This is a genomic window from Shewanella sp. AC34-MNA-CIBAN-0136, from assembly GCF_040309945.1.
GTDB lineage: Bacteria > Pseudomonadota > Gammaproteobacteria > Enterobacterales > Shewanellaceae > Shewanella.
In genome coordinates this window covers 1-19,704 of the sequence record NZ_JBEOPJ010000005.1, presented here as the reverse complement: position 1 = coordinate 19,704, position 19,704 = coordinate 1, and the positions used below count along the sequence as shown (strand labels likewise).

At 40.3% G+C, this 19,704-nt stretch carries 18 protein-coding genes and 1 tRNA gene; 10 read left to right on the top strand and 9 right to left on the bottom strand.

Going from position 1 to position 19,704, the window contains the following annotated elements:
- Positions 1 to 12 precede the first annotated feature (12 nt).
- On the top strand, positions 13 to 1,032 hold the full coding sequence (gene pyrD / locus AAEY94_RS06190; RefSeq protein ID WP_350978009.1) for a quinone-dependent dihydroorotate dehydrogenase: 1,020 nt from the start codon (positions 13 to 15) through the stop codon (positions 1,030 to 1,032).
- Positions 1,033 to 1,200: 168 nt separating this feature from the next.
- On the top strand, positions 1,201 to 1,734 hold the full coding sequence (locus tag AAEY94_RS06185; protein WP_350978006.1) for a cell division protein ZapC: 534 nt from the start codon (positions 1,201 to 1,203) through the stop codon (positions 1,732 to 1,734).
- Positions 1,735 to 1,813: 79 nt separating this feature from the next.
- Here the strand turns inward: AAEY94_RS06185 and AAEY94_RS06180 are convergent, their stop codons facing one another.
- The 5 genes from AAEY94_RS06180 to AAEY94_RS06160 form a co-directional block, all read right to left on the bottom strand.
- Positions 1,814 to 2,563: an SDR family oxidoreductase gene (locus tag AAEY94_RS06180; protein WP_182743771.1), complete on the bottom strand. Its 750-nt coding sequence runs from the start codon at positions 2,561 to 2,563 to the stop codon at positions 1,814 to 1,816.
- An 84-nt stretch (positions 2,564 to 2,647) separates the two neighbouring features.
- On the bottom strand, positions 2,648 to 3,355 hold the full coding sequence (locus AAEY94_RS06175; RefSeq protein WP_350978004.1) for a histidine phosphatase family protein: 708 nt from the start codon (positions 3,353 to 3,355) through the stop codon (positions 2,648 to 2,650).
- Between the two features lie 2 nt (positions 3,356 to 3,357).
- Positions 3,358 to 4,425, bottom strand: a complete 1,068-nt coding sequence (locus AAEY94_RS06170) for a phosphotransferase family protein (RefSeq protein ID WP_350978001.1) — start codon at positions 4,423 to 4,425, stop codon at positions 3,358 to 3,360.
- Positions 4,425 to 5,258, bottom strand: coding sequence for an SDR family oxidoreductase (locus AAEY94_RS06165; protein WP_101086993.1), 834 nt, complete (start codon positions 5,256 to 5,258; stop codon positions 4,425 to 4,427). Before AAEY94_RS06165 ends, AAEY94_RS06170 begins: the two co-directional genes overlap by 1 nt.
- 11 nt (positions 5,259 to 5,269) lie before the next feature.
- A complete protein-coding gene (locus AAEY94_RS06160; protein ID WP_101086994.1) occupies positions 5,270 to 6,490 on the bottom strand; it encodes an acyl-CoA dehydrogenase family protein in 1,221 nt (406 codons plus the stop codon).
- A gap of 173 nt (positions 6,491 to 6,663) precedes the next feature.
- On the opposite strand from AAEY94_RS06160, the gene AAEY94_RS06155 reads away from it, so the two are divergent.
- Positions 6,664 to 7,590 (top strand): LysR family transcriptional regulator, encoded by a 927-nt coding sequence (locus AAEY94_RS06155; protein ID WP_174839640.1) that lies wholly within the window; start codon positions 6,664 to 6,666, stop codon positions 7,588 to 7,590.
- A gap of 309 nt (positions 7,591 to 7,899) precedes the next feature.
- Positions 7,900 to 9,549, top strand: coding sequence for a methyl-accepting chemotaxis protein (locus tag AAEY94_RS06150; RefSeq protein ID WP_192115034.1), 1,650 nt, complete (start codon positions 7,900 to 7,902; stop codon positions 9,547 to 9,549).
- Between the two features lie 299 nt (positions 9,550 to 9,848).
- On the opposite strand, the gene AAEY94_RS06145 is transcribed toward AAEY94_RS06150, so the two are convergent.
- A complete protein-coding gene (locus tag AAEY94_RS06145) occupies positions 9,849 to 10,163 on the bottom strand; it encodes a hypothetical protein (RefSeq protein ID WP_101086997.1) in 315 nt (104 codons plus the stop codon).
- A 193-nt stretch (positions 10,164 to 10,356) separates the two neighbouring features.
- Here AAEY94_RS06145 and AAEY94_RS06140 point away from each other — a divergent pair, with 193 nt between their 5' ends.
- Together AAEY94_RS06140 and AAEY94_RS06135 are read left to right on the top strand one after the other, a co-directional pair.
- Positions 10,357 to 10,851, top strand: a complete 495-nt coding sequence (locus AAEY94_RS06140) for a putative 4-hydroxy-4-methyl-2-oxoglutarate aldolase (RefSeq protein ID WP_101086998.1) — start codon at positions 10,357 to 10,359, stop codon at positions 10,849 to 10,851.
- Positions 10,852 to 10,876: 25 nt separating this feature from the next.
- Positions 10,877 to 12,697, top strand: a complete 1,821-nt coding sequence (locus tag AAEY94_RS06135) for an AsmA family protein (RefSeq protein ID WP_350977995.1) — start codon at positions 10,877 to 10,879, stop codon at positions 12,695 to 12,697.
- 524 nt (positions 12,698 to 13,221) lie between these two features.
- On the opposite strand, the gene AAEY94_RS06130 is transcribed toward AAEY94_RS06135, so the two are convergent.
- Positions 13,222 to 14,775 carry a lytic transglycosylase gene (locus tag AAEY94_RS06130; protein ID WP_350977992.1) on the bottom strand — a complete coding sequence of 518 codons (1,554 nt, stop codon included), beginning with the start codon at positions 14,773 to 14,775 and terminating at the stop codon, positions 13,222 to 13,224.
- Positions 14,776 to 14,925: 150 nt separating this feature from the next.
- A complete protein-coding gene (gene gloB / locus AAEY94_RS06125) occupies positions 14,926 to 15,705 on the bottom strand; it encodes a hydroxyacylglutathione hydrolase (RefSeq protein ID WP_350977990.1) in 780 nt (259 codons plus the stop codon).
- Between the two features lie 176 nt (positions 15,706 to 15,881).
- Here gloB and AAEY94_RS06120 point away from each other — a divergent pair, with 176 nt between their 5' ends.
- Complete coding sequence (locus AAEY94_RS06120) at positions 15,882 to 16,661, top strand: class I SAM-dependent methyltransferase (RefSeq protein ID WP_350977987.1); 780 nt, start codon at positions 15,882 to 15,884, stop codon at positions 16,659 to 16,661.
- A gap of 212 nt (positions 16,662 to 16,873) precedes the next feature.
- Here AAEY94_RS06120 and rnhA read toward each other — a convergent pair whose 3' ends face one another.
- Complete coding sequence (gene rnhA / locus AAEY94_RS06115) at positions 16,874 to 17,347, bottom strand: ribonuclease HI (protein ID WP_101087003.1); 474 nt, start codon at positions 17,345 to 17,347, stop codon at positions 16,874 to 16,876.
- 77 nt (positions 17,348 to 17,424) lie between these two features.
- Between rnhA and dnaQ the strand changes: the two genes are divergently transcribed.
- The 3 genes from dnaQ (at position 17,425) to AAEY94_RS06100 (ending at position 19,702) form a co-directional block, all read left to right on the top strand.
- Positions 17,425 to 18,153 (top strand): DNA polymerase III subunit epsilon, encoded by a 729-nt coding sequence (gene dnaQ / locus AAEY94_RS06110; protein WP_101087004.1) that lies wholly within the window; start codon positions 17,425 to 17,427, stop codon positions 18,151 to 18,153.
- Between the two features lie 10 nt (positions 18,154 to 18,163).
- On the top strand, positions 18,164 to 19,501 hold the full coding sequence (locus AAEY94_RS06105; RefSeq protein WP_182743765.1) for a TIGR03503 family protein: 1,338 nt from the start codon (positions 18,164 to 18,166) through the stop codon (positions 19,499 to 19,501).
- Positions 19,502 to 19,628: 127 nt separating this feature from the next.
- A tRNA-Asp gene (locus AAEY94_RS06100) sits at positions 19,629 to 19,702 on the top strand.
- Positions 19,703 to 19,704: the final 2 nt, after the last annotated feature.

The window sequence follows — 19,704 nt, the reverse complement described above, 5'->3', positions numbered from 1 at the left end:
CTAGGAGAAAACATGTTTTACAAACTCGCGCAAAAAGTAATGTTTCAGATGGACCCTGAGTTAGCCCACAATATCGCGATTGGCAGTTTGAAAATGACCGGAAACAATCTGTTAAATTGTTTCTATCGTCAACAGGTTAAATCTGCTCCTGTAACCTGTATGGGACTGACGTTCCCAAATCCTGTCGGCTTAGCTGCAGGATTAGATAAAGACGGCGAGTCAATTGATGCTTTTCATGCAATGGGTTTTGGCCATATTGAAGTCGGGACAGTAACACCACGGCCACAAGCCGGTAACGATCAACCGCGTTTATTTCGATTAAAACCTGCCAAAGGCATTATTAATCGCATGGGTTTTAATAATAAAGGTGTCGATAATCTGGTACGTAATTTAATGGCCAAAAAGTCTGACATTATGGTTGGCGTGAACATAGGTAAAAATAAAGACACTCCAGTAGAGCAGGGTAAAGATGACTACCTAATTTGTATGGAAAAGGTTTATCAATATGCGAGCTATATTGCAGTTAATATTTCCTCTCCTAACACTCCTGGTTTACGTTCAATGCAATACGGTGAGTTATTAGATGACTTACTTAGCTCAATTAAAGCCAAACAAACTGAATTAGCCGCTAAACACGGTAAATATGTGCCAGTGGCGCTAAAAATTGCGCCTGATTTAAGCTCAGAAGAAATTAGTGCTATAGCTGATTCATTGATGAGTAATCAGTTTGATGGTGTTATCGCTACCAACACCACCTTAAGCCGCGATAATGTGGTTGGATTAAAAAATGCTGAAGAAATGGGTGGCTTAAGTGGCAAACCGTTGACGGATTTATCAACACAAGTGATCAAACAATTAGCGATCTGTTTACAAGGTAAGATCCCGATCATTGGTGTTGGTGGGATCAATAGTGCAGCAGATGCTTTAGCTAAATTTGACGCTGGCTCAACTATGGTGCAGATATACTCTGGTTTTATCTATCAAGGTCCTAAATTGGTTGATCAGATCGCTAGAGCTTATTGTAAAAAATAGTGACTAAAATATAACGTTATTGATCAAAAATCATGCCGCGATCGAATTTTAGATCATTCGATCGCGCTAACACTATGAAATTTATGTTATAATTTATAATTAAATTTTGATATTGGGTGAAAAATAAACTATTATGCACAAGTGTTCAACATTTAGGTGCAGATTGCCATGTTATTAATGCCAAACAAGGACTGGCATTGGGAATACAATGAAACTTGCAAGAAGCTAAGTATTTCATTGGGTTCCGAGATGGAGTTCTTAACCCCATACAAGACAAAACTATTAATTCCAGATGCGTTAACCGCAACTGAATTTAATCTTGAACACGCAAAATTCTACATTAAAATGCTCGAAACACTTCCTAAAGTGCTACACATCTCTGATGCAGGTATTGTACAAACCGCTTTAAATGCCACCGCTGCCCATTTTTTATTACAATCGCAAATGCCCAAGTCTTGGTTTTTCGATGTGAGTGATGAGTGTGTTTATTGCGAAGTTGGTAAGTTATTTCAACTTAATTGTGGCTATTCAAAAGTATTAGCATTAGTGGTTGATAATGGCTTACAAGCCGCAACAGTGATGATTCTATCGCAATACTGTCAGTTATCAGACAGCAAATCGCTAGTACAATTCGACACCATTAAAGTGATGCATAATCGTTTGCACCCATTGCGTAAAGCCAGACAAGTCGTGGCAGCTTAATATTGAAGTTAATGTGTGTAATAAAATAATGCCAAACATAGAGTTTAGCATTTTTTTTAGCTCATTTTCTTAAAAAAATTTAACTCATTTTACGCAGCACACTAAGCGGCGCAATACGTAATACCCAATGCAAAATAGCCCATGGATAACTCGGTACATAAGCATTAGCTTTCTCTTTTTGAATCGCTTTCACCATAGCTTTACAACCTGTCTCGGTGTCGACAATAAACGGAACCGTTTTAACTTTTTCATTAATCTCACTGCGAATAAAGCCAGGGTGTATACACGTCACTTTTATTGGTGTGTTCATCACATCGATACGGATACCTTCTGATAACGACGTTAAGGCTGCTTTTGTAGCCGCATAAACGGTCATGGCACGTCTAAATCCACGCACTGCACTAATCGATGAAATAGTGACAAGATGGCCATTGTTTTGCTCACGAAAAATGGCCATCGCAGCTTCACACTGGGCTATTGCAGCAATAAAGTTAGTTTGCGCAGTTTGTAAGTTAGCTTCAAAAAAACCGCTACCAATTGCAGCACCTTTGCCCATTCCAGCATTAACAATGACGCGATCTAGTTGGCCTAATTCTTGTTTAAATTGACTAAATACTTCAAATACTTGTGGGTGGTCGTTCACATCAAGTGATTTAATTAACACCTGTATATTGGGATTAATCACCAATAATTCTTGCTTTAATTCTTCGAGGCGGTCTATTCGTCTAGCACACAAGGCTAGATTATGGTTTTGCTTAGCAAATTCAATTGCCATACCGCGGCCTAAACCTGAACTCGCCCCAGTGATTAATATGTTTGTCCGTTTCATAATGTGCTCTTTATTTTTGTTTTAATTGTTTTGCTAAATGTGTTGAGCATCGTCACTTAACGATACTCACAAAGTAAATATAACTTAAATCAAGCTGCATAAATGGCGTTGCTCCCCATCAAAAAAGCTATGCTCATTTAAGGTAATTAAACTCAGTCGTTGTCGTTTTAACTGTAATTGGCTCACACCGCAATTAACTAGCTGTTTATTGATATTAAAAAATTGACCTTCTGGTACTGATAATATTTGCATTATCGCGGCACTAATTACGCCACCAGAGGTGAATACAAACACAGTGTCATTGTCATTTGTCTGCTCGATCAGTTGTTGTAATCCTTGGCTTACACGTTGAGTAAAGTGTTGCCAAGATTCGTTATAGTTATCGTTAGCGTAATTTGATTGTTGTTGCCATTGCTCAATGGCTTGACTAAATAATTCGATAAAGGCCCTGGTGGGTGAAGCTTGTTGTTGGAGGTAATGCTTCATCGCTTCTGGATTGGCTAAGTCTGGTCGATAAACCGCAATCACATTCTCATGGTCAAACTCATTCCAAAGAGTACTTATCTGTAATGACTCATTCAATAAAAGTGGTGACAACGTCGATAAACAAGCATCACGAGTTTGTTGATGACGAGTCATGTTGCCGCAAATAACATGCTTAGGTTGAATTAAGCGTTGGTTAAAATACTCACCCAAATGCCTTGCTTGGCTATGGCCTAAACTTGATAAGTTGTCATAGTTATTAGCGCCAAAGCTTGCTTGCCCATGGCGGATTAAATAAATATTCGCCACGGTTATCCTTTTTGCTTCATTGCACGTTTACAGCGCCACAATAAATAATGTGAAAAAATCCAAAATTGTTTGAATGCAGGGTTGTGTGTTTGTTTATGGTGATAGCGATAATAAATTTGCTGCACTATGCCTGCTAAACGGAATAAACCAAATACTTCATAAAAGCGAAAATCTTCAATAGTGATGTCCATTTTGTCACAGTAATATTTCACCACTTGCTCGCGAGTGAGCATGCCATCAAGGTGTGTGGGTTGGCGGCGAGTCATTTGAGCTAAAAAGTCATCATCGGCTTCAACCCAATAGGCGAGGGTATTGCCCAAATCCATCAATGGATTACCGAGTGTTGCCAGTTCCCAGTCAAGTATTCCATTGACCTTACTGATGTCATCTGGATCTAACACCACGTTATCAAACCGAAAGTCATTGTGGGTTAGGCAAATGGTTTCTTGTGCTGGTTTATGTTGTTGTAGCCAAGTCATCACACTTTTACCAGAGGGCACATTCCAAGTTTTAGCTTGAGTGTAGCGCTGGCTCCAGCCATCAATCTGACGCTGAGTATAACCTTCGCCTTTGCCGATGTGGTTAAGGTTAGCGGCATCAATATCCACTTTGTGTAACTCGATTAAACAATCAATCACATTGGTGCAAAGGGTTCTGGCTTGTTGTTTATCGACGTTTAAGCCTTTAGGAAGATTTTGTCTTGGGATAATGCCATTGAGCTTTTCCATGACATAAAACTCAGTCCCTAAGACATTGTCATCATCGCAATGTACCAGCATTGCAGGCACATAAGGGTACACGGGTTTAAGTGCTTGCTGTAATCGATACTCGCGCCCCATGTCGTGAGCACCTTTGGCTTTGGTGCCTTTAGGTGCACGGCGTAAAATAAGATCGCGATTAGCGTAGCTTAAACAGTAAGTCCAATTGGATGCACCGCCAGTGTACTGGGTTATAGTTAACTCACCTTCAAGCCCATTAATGTGCTGTTTTAACCACGGGTCGATAACCGCTGCGTCAAGCTCCTCGCCGGTACGAACCGTTTTAGCTTTATCAAGATATTGTTGGTTCATTAAGCTTGTTCCTCCCTTAACAATTGCCTAAGACGCTGTGTTTGTTTTAACACTAGTTTAAAATACCAGTGTAAAGGCAATAAACGTTTTAACTGATAAAGCCGTTTGCCTTGTTGATGTGTCAGTAATAGAAATTGTTTGTTCTTTTCGCCTTGATAGGCGATGTCTGCCACTTGTGTTGCATTGATAGGTGACTTATCAAATAGCTTACCCATGAGTTTTTCCATGGTTGGTAATTGGGTGCGTAAGCTAGTACCAAGATTTGTTTTAAAAAAGCCAGGGCATAACACGCTAACATTAATATTGTCATCGGCAAGTTCTAAGCGCAACGTTTCTGACAACGATACCACAGCCGCTTTTGATGCATTATAACTGGACATAAATGGGATTGGGGTTAAACCCGCTTGTGATGCCACATTCACAATACTGCCAACACCTTGTTGTTTAAAAAGCGGTACAAATTGCTGACACATGTTAACGATACCAAATAAGTTGATTTCCATAATCCAACGCCATTGCAACATAGGTTCAGCTTCTATTTTATCTGCAGAAGCCACGCCGGCATTATTGATTAATACATCGATATGTTGCCAACGCTCATTCAGTACTTTTACGAGGGCTGTAATGCTGTCTGTGTTGGTGATATCGCAAGGCACGAAAAAAGCCTTGCCTCCTAACGCTTCGATTTCTTGGCACACCTGTTCGCCAGCTGGTTGATTAATATCTGCAACGCACACTTCGGCATGCTGACTCGCCCATTTAAGCGCAAGAGCTTTACCTAAGCCCGATGCCGCGCCGGTGATCACAACATGTTGTTGTTCTATTGGTTTCATTGTTATCACCATTATTGGTACTTTGCTAACTCAAGACGCGACACCATGGCCATATGCACTTCATCCGGTCCATCGGCTAAACGTAAACTGCGGGCCATTGCTGCAAAACCTGCTAATGGTGTGTCATGGTTCATGCCTGCACCACCATATATTTGAATCGCCATATCGACGACTTGGGTCAGCATATTCGGGACAACCACTTTAATTGCAGAAATATCGGTCATGGCGTGCTTGACGCCTAAGTTATCAATTTTCCACGCGGCATTAAGTGTCAATAATCGAGCTTGCTCTATTGCCATGCGCGCTTGGGCTATACGTTCAAGATTACCGCCTAATTTGATAATAGGCTGACCAAAGGCTATTCGAGATTTACCGCGCTCAATCGCTAATGATAAGGCTCGTTCTGCTGCGCCAATCGCGCGCATACAGTGATGAATACGACCGGGGCCTAATCGACCTTGAGCTATTTCAAAGCCTTTACCTAAACCCATAATGACATTACTTTTGGGCACACGTACATTAACGAGTTCCATTTCTCCATGGCCATAAGGGGCATCATAATCACCATAGGCGGTTAACATACGTGTGATGCTGACCCCAGGCGTGTCCATCGGCACCAATACCATGCTATGACGTTGGTGTTTTGGTGCGTCGCTATGAGACAGTCCCATAAAGATCATGATCTTACTATTTGGATGGCCCAAACCCGTTGACCACCATTTGCGGCCATTGATGACAACATCATCACCGTCTTCAATAATAGTGGCTTGCATATTGGTGGCATCCGACGAAGCCACGTCAGGTTCTGTCATCGCAAATACTGATCGGATTTCGCCAGCTAGTAGAGGTGTTAACCATTGTTGCTGTTGTTGCTTATCACCAAAGTGATAAAGCACTTCCATGTTACCGGTATCTGGTGCATTACAATTGAAGATTTCTGGGGCCAGAAGCGATCGCCCCATTGCTTCAGCTAAGGGGGCGTATTCAACACAAGTCAGCCCTTTACCTAATGTGGCATCAGGTAGAAATAAATTCCATAATCCTAGTGCTTTTGCTTGAGCTTTAAGTGCTTCTATTTGCGGTAACAGTTGCCAACGTGTCCAATCGCAACTGTGATTGATTCGTCTATTTTCTGCGAGTAATTCAGCTTCAATTGGGAGGATATATTGATTAATAAACAACGTTACTTTCGCTAAATATTGTTGTGATTTTTCTGTAGCGTAGATATTCATTTAAGCATCCTGTGTGACGTAAGCCTCAGTTATTGTCAGTATGTGACCAAGCTATTGTTAAGAGTTCAGCATATCGCAGTATTTTGAGTGAATGAAATGAAATAACATGCTAGTTTGTAATGAATGCTATTCATAGATGTGTGTGGCAAATTCATTTAACAATAGAGGTCAAGATGGCAGATACTAAAGCAATTCAGCAGCTTGACCTTAATTTGTTGAAAATATTTGAAGCGCTTTATTCTGAACAAAACATGACTTTAGCGTCAAAGTCGTTGTTTATAACGCCATCAGCAGTAAGCCATGCGATAAAACGATTACGTTTAGTGTTAAACGACCCGCTATTTGTACGCCAAGGCCTGCAAATGCAACCGACAGCTGCTTGTCAACGTATGGCTCCGCAACTTATAAGTGCGCTAAATCGAATAAGGCAAATACTGCAGCAATGTGGGGAGTTTGACCCGCTTACTACGGAGCAAACTTTTAAAATAGCCATTCATGAGGCCCTAGAAAGCCAAATAATGCCGACGCTGATTAAGCAAGTTTCGCAGTTAATTCCGCATGCGAAAATAGCCAGTATGTCATTATCTCGGGAAAATATAGCGCGTCAATTAGCCAATGGGGAGGTGGATTTAGCCATTGATGTTGCGCGAGCGGTGAATGCCCCTTTAGCTCACAAAACCCTATTGTCAGATCCATTTTGTGTGTTGATAGACCGTCGACAACATGCAATGTATTTAGAGCCTAGTACGAAGCTGACTCCAACCGACTATGCCAATGCTGAGCATGTAGCAGTATCGAGTAGGCCCACTGGCCGAGTAATGGAAGATATTTTGTTACAACAACAAGGTATTAATCGGCACATTAAATACCGATGCCAGAGTTACCAAACAGCCGCGAAAATTGTCATAGGGTCGCCTTTTATGTTGACCTTACCGCGCTCTTTAGCGGAGCAATTTACACATCCAGATTTACATGTGTGCACAATGCCATTTGAACTACCGGACATTGATACCCATTTATATTGGCACATGAATACTGAGACCGATCCCGCTTTTGTGTGGTTAAGAGCACAAATTGAGATGGTTATTGTTGCGAAGTAATCATCTTTATTGCGGAATAGAAACGCTATTGAGCAGAAATATCGATTGGCATATCGAACCAGATCAAGCTGCATTATTACGATAGATGCAGCATGGAATAATTAAGGGGCCCTTTTTAGCCATTATAATAAAGTCTACTATATTTGTCGGTTGCGAAGCACTATCGTGAACAACTCATCAACAAAACACAGCAGTGATAAAACAGTCCTGTTACTGAGTCTATTTTATACTATAACTAACATTGCTGAGTTCGTGTCAGTTTTCATCTCATAACCATTTTAATAATAATCATAATGTCATGGTGCCTGTATGAACCCAATTAATATGCTTTTTCGTAAAACGACGATTGCAAACCGTTTATTAGGAATGTTGGCCTTAGCGATCATTGCTACTGTTATCGTTTTTTGGTTTTCATTAACACGAGTTGAAAACGTGTTAATTAATGAAAAAGAAGCCAAACTGAATGCTCTGGTAGACATCGCTACCACCATCGCGGATAAATATTATCAAGATGCTCAGTCTGGAAGCCTGAGCGAAGATGAGGCCAAAGTCATGGCTTTGGCGGCAATTGATAAATTACGCTATTCAGGCAATGAGTATTATTTCAGTATTGATACTCAAGGGACGATGATCCAACATGCTTTTGCTAAGCAATTAGTCAATACCAAGGTATTAGCAATGCAAGATCCAAATGGCGTTAAGCTGTTTGAACAAATGATCCAACGTACCGAACAGCAGGATTCAGCACGAGTAGATTACATGTGGAACAAACCACAACAGGAACAACCTAGTCCAAAAATGTCAGTGGTCAAGCGTTTTAGGCCCTGGGGATGGATTATCGGGACGGGTATCTATGTCGATGATATTCAAAATGATAAAAATCAATTTATTACGCAATACTTATTGTTATTGGCTCTGGTTTGGCTGCCTGTCATCTTATTGCTGTTTTTTATCATTCGCAGTATTTCAGGGCCGATGATTGAAACCATTAGCGCGTTTAAAAATATTGCCAAGGGCGAGGGGGACTTGACCTTACGTTTGTCTGAAGAGGGTAATGATGAACTCAAACAAATCGCACATCATTTCAATGCTTTTATTGATAAAATCCAGAAAGTCATTATATCTGTCAGCCACTCGGTTGATGAGTCGAGTCGCTTAGCACAAAATATGTCGACGATTGCACAGCAGGCCAATCAAATCTCATCTAACGTACAAGCCGAAACTGAGAATGTGGCAACCGCGATAAATGAAATGTCGATGACCGCATCAGAAGTGGCTTCTAATGCGCAACTGGCAGCAGACAGTACCCACCATGCTGATAAAGAGGCAGACAAATCTGCTAACGTTGTTGATAATGCGATGAAAAAAATATCTGAATTATCCAGTGAATTAGCCGCGACAGAAGAGGTTGCTAAAGGCTTACAAGTAAGTTCAAGTAAGATTGGTCAAATTCTGGATGTGATTGTGGGAATAGCAGATCAAACTAATTTGTTAGCGTTGAATGCTGCCATCGAAGCCGCTAGAGCGGGAGAAGCTGGTCGAGGTTTTGCTGTTGTTGCTGATGAAGTTCGAACGCTTGCTAGCCGAACTCAAGCTTCAACAAGTGAAATTAATCTTATCATCGACGCAATCAGAAGTGCCATTGACAGTGTTAATGCTTCTGTTGCTAGGGCTAAAGTCAAATCATCTGAAACGGTCAATGAAACTCAACAAGTTGTAGTTGCGCTTGAAAATATTAAGTCTTCAATTGAGCAAATATCGCAAATGAATGTTCAAATAGCAGCAGCCACAGAAGAGCAAAGCACTGTTATTGGCGAACTGAATATGAATATTACTCGCATCAATGACATGTCGTTAGAAAATCGAACTCAGAATGAGCTCATTAACAAAGGCAGTATGGATATAGAACAAGGTGCTATTCAGTTACATCAGCTTGTAGACCAATTTAAAGTAAAATAACCCGCCGTTAGTCAGGTTGGTTCTATTAGCCTGACTAGCTTCCGTTCGAGATAATGAATGATGCCCAAACAGCTCTTTATCTCACAGACTCTATAACTTACTATCGATGGTGTTTTCACTTGAAATAGCCATGTCATTGATATAGTAACTGACTGATGAAAAAATCATTATGAGTTAAATACATCGCAAGTTTGCGATAGCGGACTTGAAATAAATCCATTTTAGCGATTTATTTCACCTGTTCACTCAAGTTGAGGTTACTTATTCTCTCAGAAATAGATTCAATTATTTCAGCAGTACTAGTGTGATATTTGCACCATAATGTTGATGACATCTTGATATGAGATATTGTACTGGCGTGAGAGGTTAATTATCTTAGTTTTATAAGTTTGAATATGCTCTTGTTTAAGCAGGTTTACTTGTTTCTGCTCAACAATAGTATTGACCGTGTCTTGCAAGATTAATAAACGGCGCAAACTGAAATCCAACGAGTCAATATACGCTGTCATTTGCTGCTTATTACGGGCATTTTCAAGGTTTGTGGTAGTGCGTTGTTCGAAGTCTAACTCATCAAACGCATCCATCATTTTCTGTAAATTTAAATCTTCACTCATAAGTATGATTTTTTACGTTATTTTTATAAATTATATTCATTTTTATTGAATAAGTCACTCTTTAACTTGATTTGTGGGTATGTTGATATACTAAGTTAACGGTACTTTTTGAGTGTAATAATATATCGTTAACAATACTTGTTGAATATACTCATTCTCGGTAACCTAAGATTTTGATCTACAAGGAGGAGTCATGTTAGATCTATTGCCAGACTTATTTGATCACTACCCTGAACAATTGACGTTGTTGTCAAATCCATGGAAAGCATTCGGCGCAAAATCGATATTCTATGGTGAAGTCGTGACCGTTAAATGTTTTGAAGACAATTCAAAAGTAAAATCTGAATTAGCTAAAAAGGGTCACGGTAAAGTATTGGTTGTTGACGGAGGTGGCTCAACAAGACGTGCATTGCTTGGCGACATGATAGCCTTAAGTGCATGTGACAATGGTTGGGAAGGTATTATCATTAATGGTTGTATTCGTGACGCTGGAACCATTAACACCATGTTAATTGGTGTGCAAGCTTTAGGCGCTAATCCCATTAAAACTGACAAAAAAGGCGTAGGAGAGGTCAATGTCACAATTGAGATTGCTGGCATCAGTATTTCTCCTGGAATGATGATCTACGCAGATTTAAATGGTGTTGCTGTCAGTAGGCAGGCACTGGATTTAGCTATTTTAACTTAAAATAGCGACAGACAAGGAAGCAAAAATGAAACTAATAAAGTGGTTGTTAGCAATAGTGCTAACGTTAGTGATAGGTGTAACTGTCTACCTCACAATGTTTTTCGATTTAAATAATTTTAAACCGCAAATTGTCGATGCGGTAAAAAATCAAACTGGCCGTGATTTACAAATCAGCCAAGATTTAAGTTGGAGCGTGTTTCCATCTTTAGGCATCAAGCTTGGGGGCATTTCGTTATCGAACCCAAATGGGTTTACCCCAGCTTCGATGCTTGATGTTAATGAGGCAGTGGCTAATGTGGCGTTGATGCCATTATTTAGCCAACAAATTGAAGTTGATTTATTAAAGCTTGATGGCTTAACACTCAACTTAGTCACTCAAAAAGACGGCAAGACCAGTTTTGATGGTTTGACTGCTGAAACATCGGCAGAAAAACCACAATCAACTTCAAGCAATTCAGAAGCGATGTCTTTACAGACCTTAGATATTGGCGGCATTGAACTTACCAATACGAATATCAATATTATTGATATGGCCAGCAATACGACTCAAACCTTCAGTCTAAAAAGTTTTACTTTAGGACAGTTCAGCCTAGGACAATTCGCTGATTTTGCTTACGAGTTTTCAGCGACACTGCCTGATATGCAGTTAGCGTCATCTGGGCAAGGCAACGTTAAAGTCGACCAAGCATTGCAGAATGTCACGATTAATGATTTTGACATGGTGCATAAAGCCCAAGGCGATAGCTTGCCAGGCAAAGCGATTACCGCAGAGCTGAGTACACAAATGACGATGGCATTAGATGCCAAAACCATTGAGCTGCAATTGACTAAAATGTCAGCTATGGACTTAGCTGCCACTGGCGATATTAAGATTAATTATGGTAATAGCATTCCTAAAATTGCGATGAATCTTGATGTTGGCGATATTGATGTCGATGCATTACTGCCAAAGCAAGAAGGCGATGCGAAAGAGACTGAGGCAACATCTGAAACTTCGTCAACTCAAGAACCTGATTTATCGGCATTAAAGAGTATAGATTTAACTCTAAACTTAACCGCTAAATCAATTAAAGTCAGTAATATGTTAACGCAAAATTGGCAAATGAAAATGGCCATAAATAAAGGTGTATTAACGTTATCGTCGCTGACTGCCGATTTATATGAAGGTAAGCTAGCACTTAGCGCTAAGCTTGATGGTCGTAAAGCGGTACCAACTTATGTGTTTGATAAAAAGTTAACTGGTGTGCAAATTCGTCCGTTATTAATCGATGCTGCTGAAGTGGATTTACTTTCTGGAACAGCGAGTTTTGAAGTTAAAGGCAGCGGTGCCAGTTTGATTGCTGATAATCTAAAAAACAATCTTAATGCAGTGGGTCAGTTTGAAGTAGCAGATGGCTCGTTGTATGGGGTTAACATTCCACAGATGATCCGTAGCGCGCAGCAAAAATTGAAAGGTGATTTATCGGCAGATAAGAAAGAAGAGCTGAAAACCGATTTTACCAGTTTGACCGGTAGTTTCACGATGAAAGATGCTGTTGTGACTAACCCTGATTTAGCGATGGCTTCACCGTTAATTCGCTTAAATGGTAAAGGCACAGCAAACATTGCCACCGAAGCGTTGGATTACACCTTAACAACCAGTGTCGTTGGGTCATTATCAGGACAAGGCGAAGCTGCTGATGAGTCACTGAAAGGTATCGACATTCCGTTAACTATCAAAGGTACATTCCAAGAGCCTAAGTTTGGCATTGATACCAAAGCATTATTGGAAGGCCAATTTAAAGATGAGGCTGATAAAGCTAAAGAAAAGCTAAAAGAAGGATTGTTTAAGAAGCTTGGAATTTAAATCATCCACTAATGACAAGGGCTGTAGGTGCTTCTATATGAATAATACTACAGCCTTATTCAAAGCGGCTTTGTTACTGCTATACGGTTTGCCGTTAACTAACCTCAACTCGGTGTAAGAAGTGGGATATGTGAGTCGAAATGACAATATTTAGCTTATTTTATATCAAACTTGTCATTTGTTTTGCTAACAAGGCGCATTGACTTGCAATAGCTAGCCTATTGCAAGTCAATGCAACACAGTTAGCGAGACAAAGGACTGTTTGATAACCGTTTATTATCCCGAGTCGAGGTTATCTAGGCTAAAAGTGGATAGTAATGTGCAGTAATAACAGTATGGGTAGCCTAATCAAATTATTGAACACTGTGAACCAGTGGATTTATTAGTGCGAATGTTATGCCATAAAAAAACGGACAAGTGTTCACTTGTCCGTTTTTTTATGATTGAAATTAACTCAGTGTTTAACTCATACCAATAGCTATTTTAGCTTTTGTTCATTAATTGTGCCTTATTGGCAAAGCTAACTAGCTATTGGTCATAATCAATTTCAGTATCTGTCCTGGTTGGATCAATTTACTGTTTTGTAAACTGTTCCATTCGATTAACTCTGCAACGGTAACCTTATATTTAAGTGCTATACGCGCTAAAGAGTCACCTGATTGTACGCGATAGCTAACCGTTTTATCATTGCTTGCAGTGAGAGTGGCGACTTCATTAGGAAAAATAACTAATGATTTACCGATGGCTAACGTGGATTGTTTTTTAAGATTATTCCACTTCATTAATTGTGCGACGGTCACTTGCTGTGACTGCGCTATCTTCCATAATGAATCACCAGATTTAATGGTATAAGCTTGCTTGTTCGAGCTTGATTTAACCACGGTTCTACGCGCGAGTACTTGGTCTGCGGTCATGGTGACGAGATCGGGATCTTTTGCCGCAACAGGAATAATTAAAAAACGACCAGCAACAATATTATTGCCTTTAATACCGTTACTGCTTCTTATTAATGTTGCAGTGGTTTCAAATTGGTCGGCAATTTCACTGATGCTGTCACCAGATTTAATTTTATACCGAACCCAGTTAATACGGGAGTTTGGTTCAATAGTGGCTAATGCTCGTTTAAAGGAAGCCGCTTTTTCACTAGGTACAATCAATTGATGTGGACCTTGTGGGGCTGTTGCCCAGCGCTTTAAACCTGGATTAATCGCTTTTAAATCATTTATGTCAATTTGAGCCAAATCAGCAGCTAAGTTAATGTCGAGTTGGCTTTCAATATTGACTACCTCTATCTGAGGTGAATTATCAATAGGGATTAAATTGATACCGTACTTGTCTGCATGTTTAATGACATCGGCCAATGCTAATAACTGAGGCACATAATGAGCTGTTTCCCGAGGCAGCGATAGTGACCAGAAATCTGTCGATTTTCCACGGGCCTGGTTATGTTTTATTGCATTGAATATTCGACCTTCACCTGAGTTATAAGCGGCAATGGTATATAACCAATTGTGATCCATTTTGGCGTAGAGGTATTCCATTAAATCTAAAGCAGCTTTTGTCGATGAGGCAACATCACGGCGTCCGTCATACCACCAATTTGTCTTTACACCGAACGACATGGCCGTTGGCGCGGTTAATTGCCATAATCCCGAGGCATCACTTGGTGAATAGGCGAGTGGATCAAAGCCACTTTCAACAATAGGTAACAATGCTAGCTCTAAAGGTAAATTACGCTTTTTTAACTGTTCGACAATGTAATACAGATATGGCTGAGCACGTTGAGTCACGATTTCTAAATGCGTAGGATTCTCGATGTACCATTGGCGGTATTGAGCCACTAAAGCATTATCGACAACAGGAAAGCGCATTTGATTGCCGATCATGAGCCATAAATCGTTAACTTGAGCAACTTGTTCTTCAATTTGATCAAGGGTTACGGTCGCTGATTTTTTGTTTTTAGCGTTAGCTGTAACAGCGTGGGTTGTACTATCAGAACTTGGCTCTGCAGTATGGAGTGTCTGGCACCCCGTTATAGCCAGCATACTGCCAGCTATAATAATCAAGTTTGCTTTCATTTGAAGATACACTTCCTCAAGTTCTCAGGGCGTTAAAAAAAGGGCGAACATACCAAATGCCTATGAGACTCTTTTGGTCATGCTTTAGTTCAGTTTGGCATTGTAGATTAAATTATTTGGCATGTCTTATTAAAGTGTTTTCATGTTAATCTAAAATTGATTTTTCCATTCCCTTAACAATGTAAATGTCTGAATATCATCTATATTTGTTATTTTGTATTCTGTTGATATTGCGACTTGAGTCTCATTTAGATGACAACGTAGGAACGGGTTTATGGCTTTTTCTGTCGCGATTGTGCTAGGTATCGTTGGTATGTTTTGTGAGCGTAATTGGCCAACTTTGTGGGCATAATCAATCAACTGTGAATTATTTGGTGTGACATGTAAGGCGAAATCGACATTGGATTGTGTGTATTCATGAGCACAAAAGACTTGGGTTTGGTCGGGTAAGTTTGCCAGCATAGTTAACGATTGCAGCATTTGTGTCGGTGTGCCTTCGAATAAACGTCCACATCCGCTACTGAATAAGGTATCGCCACAAAATAATTTATCATCAATATAATAGGCAATATGACCTAAAGTATGCCCAGGAACTGCCATCACTTGGGTAAGCCCTAAATGAGGTATCTCAATATTTATATCCGATGAAACGGTTAAAGGATGGGTTAAACCATCGATAGGTTCGTTACTCGGACCATAAACAATAAGACGGTTGTTGAAGTGCTGTTGCAGTTGTTTTATACCGCCGGTATGGTCGCTGTGATGATGAGTAATGAGTATGCCGACTAAATTAAGTTCTGTTGTAGCTAGGTAATCGATAACACTTTGGCCGCAGCCAGGGTCAACTACATAAGCATCAAGGCTACTTGTTTGATGAATTAACCAGAGGTAGTTGTCATTAAAAGCTGGAATGGTATGAACGTTAAGCATAATCTGACTCGAGTGATGATTGACTATCTGTTAGGGTAACGGATATCGTTAAATAACTTCAAGTGAAGTTATCCTAAAAGTATCAATGATGGTTAGCTGAACATTAAATGAGCTATGGTAAAGTTGATGGGTTGAGAGAATATGACATTTTTGCAAAGTAATCGTTGGCGGGCTCCATGTTAAAACCCCTTATTTGGCAAGATTTACCTTTTGGTGAATTATTGCAAGCTGAGATTGAAGCAAAATTAGCCCCATGGTGGCCGCGAATATTTGGCTATCATTTACTTAAAGCAGGGGCGTTAAGTAGCCAGTTAAACAGTTTACATTGCAGCATAGCACGGCATTTTTCTGTTTATGATGGTGCAGATGCGAGTATTCAAGCCGATCCGCATCATTTACCTGTACAGCAAAGTGCAATTGATGCGGTGTTAAGTTGTTTTCCTTTAGAATTTGAATCAGACCCTTATCAAATTTTACGAGAGTTCGACAGAGTGCTCATTAGCAGTGGTTATATTTTTATTGTTGGTTTTAATCCCATCAGTCCGGCTTTTATAGGCAAAATATTGCCTAAATATCAAACTCAGTTACCTTGGAACGGGCAGTTTTTTATGCCATCAAGAGTTAAAGATTGGCTTGGGTTACTGGGATATAAAGTACTAGCAGATGAACGGTTAATGTACCATTCGTTATTAGGGCACCGCGGAGTCAACACGCCTAATCAACCGAGCAAACCTCAACAAGCACCATTGTGGCAAAAAAGTATCGCCAACTGGCTACCTAGTACTGGCAGTGTTTACTTAATCGTGGCTCGAAAAATGACGACGCCACTTACACCGATTAAAGATAAGTCGAAGGTCAAAGCGCCTAACTGGTCAACGGCGCCATCGGCAGGTCGTACCGGGTTAACTCACACTCCGAGTATTGAGACCCAGACATTAAACAATTCAAAATCATAAAAAGTAACCTCAACTCGTTTTAAGAGATGAGGTCCGTAAGCCAAAATCAGAAGAGTTGAGCTATTTCATAGCAAAATATTACTTTTGCTACCAGGGCTGATTGAAGCGGTAATATCTAGCTTATTGCAAGTCAATGCACCCCGTTAGCGTAGCAAAGGACTTTTTGATAACCAGTGATTATCCCGAGCTAGAGTTAAATAGCGATGACCTCACTATTCTGGGTTATAACCTGTATCAGCTTGTCGAGGCTTAGCTTCAGCCGCTTTGCGTGCTAATACATCACAACGTTCATTTTCAATGTGGCCGGCATGGCCTTTTACCCAGTGCCAGTCGATCTTGTGTAATTGACTTACCGCATCTAGACGCTTCCATAAATCGACATTTTTAACTGGTTGTTTAGTTGAGGTTATCCAGCCCTTTTTCTTCCAACCATGGATCCAAGTCATAATACCTTGGCGCATATACTGGCTATCGCTGGTTAAAATAATATTACAGGGTTCGTATAAGGTTTCTAACGCGATAATTGGGGCTAAAAGTTCCATACGATTATTGGTTGTTAATGAGAATCCATCGGCGATTTCATGTTGCTGATGTTTATATTTCATTACCACGCCATAACCGCCAGGTCCTGGATTTCCTAAGCAAGAGCCATCAGTAAAAATATACAGCTGTTTGAGTTCGGCCATCAAGTTGTTACCATAGCGAAATATTCGCGCCAGTATACTCAATTTATACAAAGGCGAGGGCTGAATGAGTAAAAAATATGAACATTATTTCTAGTGCAAGTCGTCAAGTGATCCTCGATACCGAAACTACCGGTATGAACCAAGCGGGTGGACCGATTTATGTGGGCCATCGCATTATTGAAATTGGTTGTGTTGAAGTGATTAATCGTCGCTTAACAGGTCGAACGTATCACCAATATATTAATCCTGGTCAAGCGATTGATGAAGAGGCAATTCAAGTTCACGGTATTACCAATGACCGTGTTGCCAACGAACCGCGTTTTCATCAAATAGCCAAAGATTTTATCGATTTTATCGATGGCGCTGAAATTGTCGCTCATAACGCCAACTTCGACGTGAGCTTTATGGACCATGAGTTTTCAAAACTCAATCCAATTGGGCCTAAAACCAAAGAGATTTGCAGTATCCTCGACAGTTTAGCCATTGCAAAACGTCTGCATCCAGGCCAAAAAAACAATCTAGATGCATTGTGTCGACGTTATGGTATCGATAATGGCCGCCGTACTTATCACGGCGCATTACTCGATGCGGAAATTCTTGCTGATGTTTACTTAATCATGACAGGTGGACAAATTAAGTTTAATTTGTCCAATGAAAAAGCGGGTCAAGAAGGTGGCGGAATTAAAAATATCGATCCGGCGGCGTTTAATCTTAAAGTCGTTGGTGCATCAGCCGATGAAATACTATTACACGAACAACGACTTGATCTCATTGCGAAGTCAGGTAAATGTCTCTGGAGAGGGTAAACCAACCTTTATGAGTGCCACTCGCGCCGGTTATCTTGCTATTTCATGTTTATTGTTGCTGAGTCTTATCTTTGCTTGGCAACCTAATGCCCAAGCTGCAATGGTCAATGCATCGCAAGCAGCAGAACTTAAAAATCGTTTTCGAATCGATTATATGGTTGATCATTTAACGTTAGTTATCCAACGAAGCTATGGTTCTGCGCCTGTCGTGGTGATTTTACCTGATGGCAGCAAATGGTACTCAAATCGTCATCCTCAAACGGTAAAATGGGTAGATGGTATTGCTGCCGATATGATTTATATCGAAAAACCGATGCCAGGGCCTTGGCAGTTATTAGGCAGTGTGGTTGAAGGATCGACAATACAAAAAATCTCTGCATTAGACATTGCTGTGCAACCATTACCGCAACCACTTTATCAGGGTGAAAGGTTAAAAGTTACAGCAAGACTCTTGGGTGATAATTTAACCATGAGAATGCCGGGTTTGGAGTATATGGTCGAATGGACTGCACGTTTTACCAGTGCGCATCTTCCAACTGACGACAATTTCGCAACGGGTACCATTATTGTTGGTGCTTATAAAGACAATGGTGAATTGTTGGACGAAACACCTGACGATGGCATCTTTACCGGAAGCCATAATTTACAACAACCTACCGGTCATTATGTACTCAATGTCACTGCACGAAATAATGTCTTTGAGCGTGAATATGTGATGCCGTTTGAGCTCTTGCCACAACCAATCAAAGTCAAAATGGTACCCAATAGCGATCCATTAAAAGGCATATGGCAGATACAGTTAACGGTTGATGAATCTGTGGTGAAATTAGCAGAAACTCATTTTGAGTTTGACTTAGTCGGCCCTGCTGGGTTGTTGCTGCCTATTACCTTGCAAACCATGACCAGTGCAGATCAAATTCTATACTTACCTAAAGTGACTGAGTTTGGCAGTTATCGTGTTAAAGGCAGTGTGGTTTCTACTACGGTTGATGGCCGAGAAATTGTGCTCAATTTACCTGAAATGTTTTTTAATTTAGTAGAGCCCCCAGCTCCAGTCCCAACAGTTGAAGAACTTGCTGAAAAAGCGGCCATTCAAGCAGAAATTGAAGAGAAAGTCGCTAAAGACGATGCGATGTTCTGGATTATTACCATTAATGGCATACTTTTTTTCGTTGGTATTATTGGTTTGGTTATATGGCGTAAAAAACAAACGCTGGCAAAGGCGATGGCTGCGGCGGAAGAAAGGTTAAAGCAAAATCCAGTAAATGAAGATAAACCTAAAGACAGTATTCTAGAAAGCGTCGACTTAGATGATATTGATTTGAGTATGCCAGATGATAAAAACTAAGCCACTGAAGTGAGTGGTTTTTGTACTAAAACTTGATAATTGTACATTTTTTAACTAAATGAGCGAAAACAATTAAAAAACTGTTGACGATTAATTATCACAACTTTATTATTCATCGCACTTGTGTGGAGCGGTAGTTCAGTTGGTTAGAATACCGGCCTGTCACGCCGGGGGTCGCGGGTTCGAGTCCCGTCCGCTCCGCC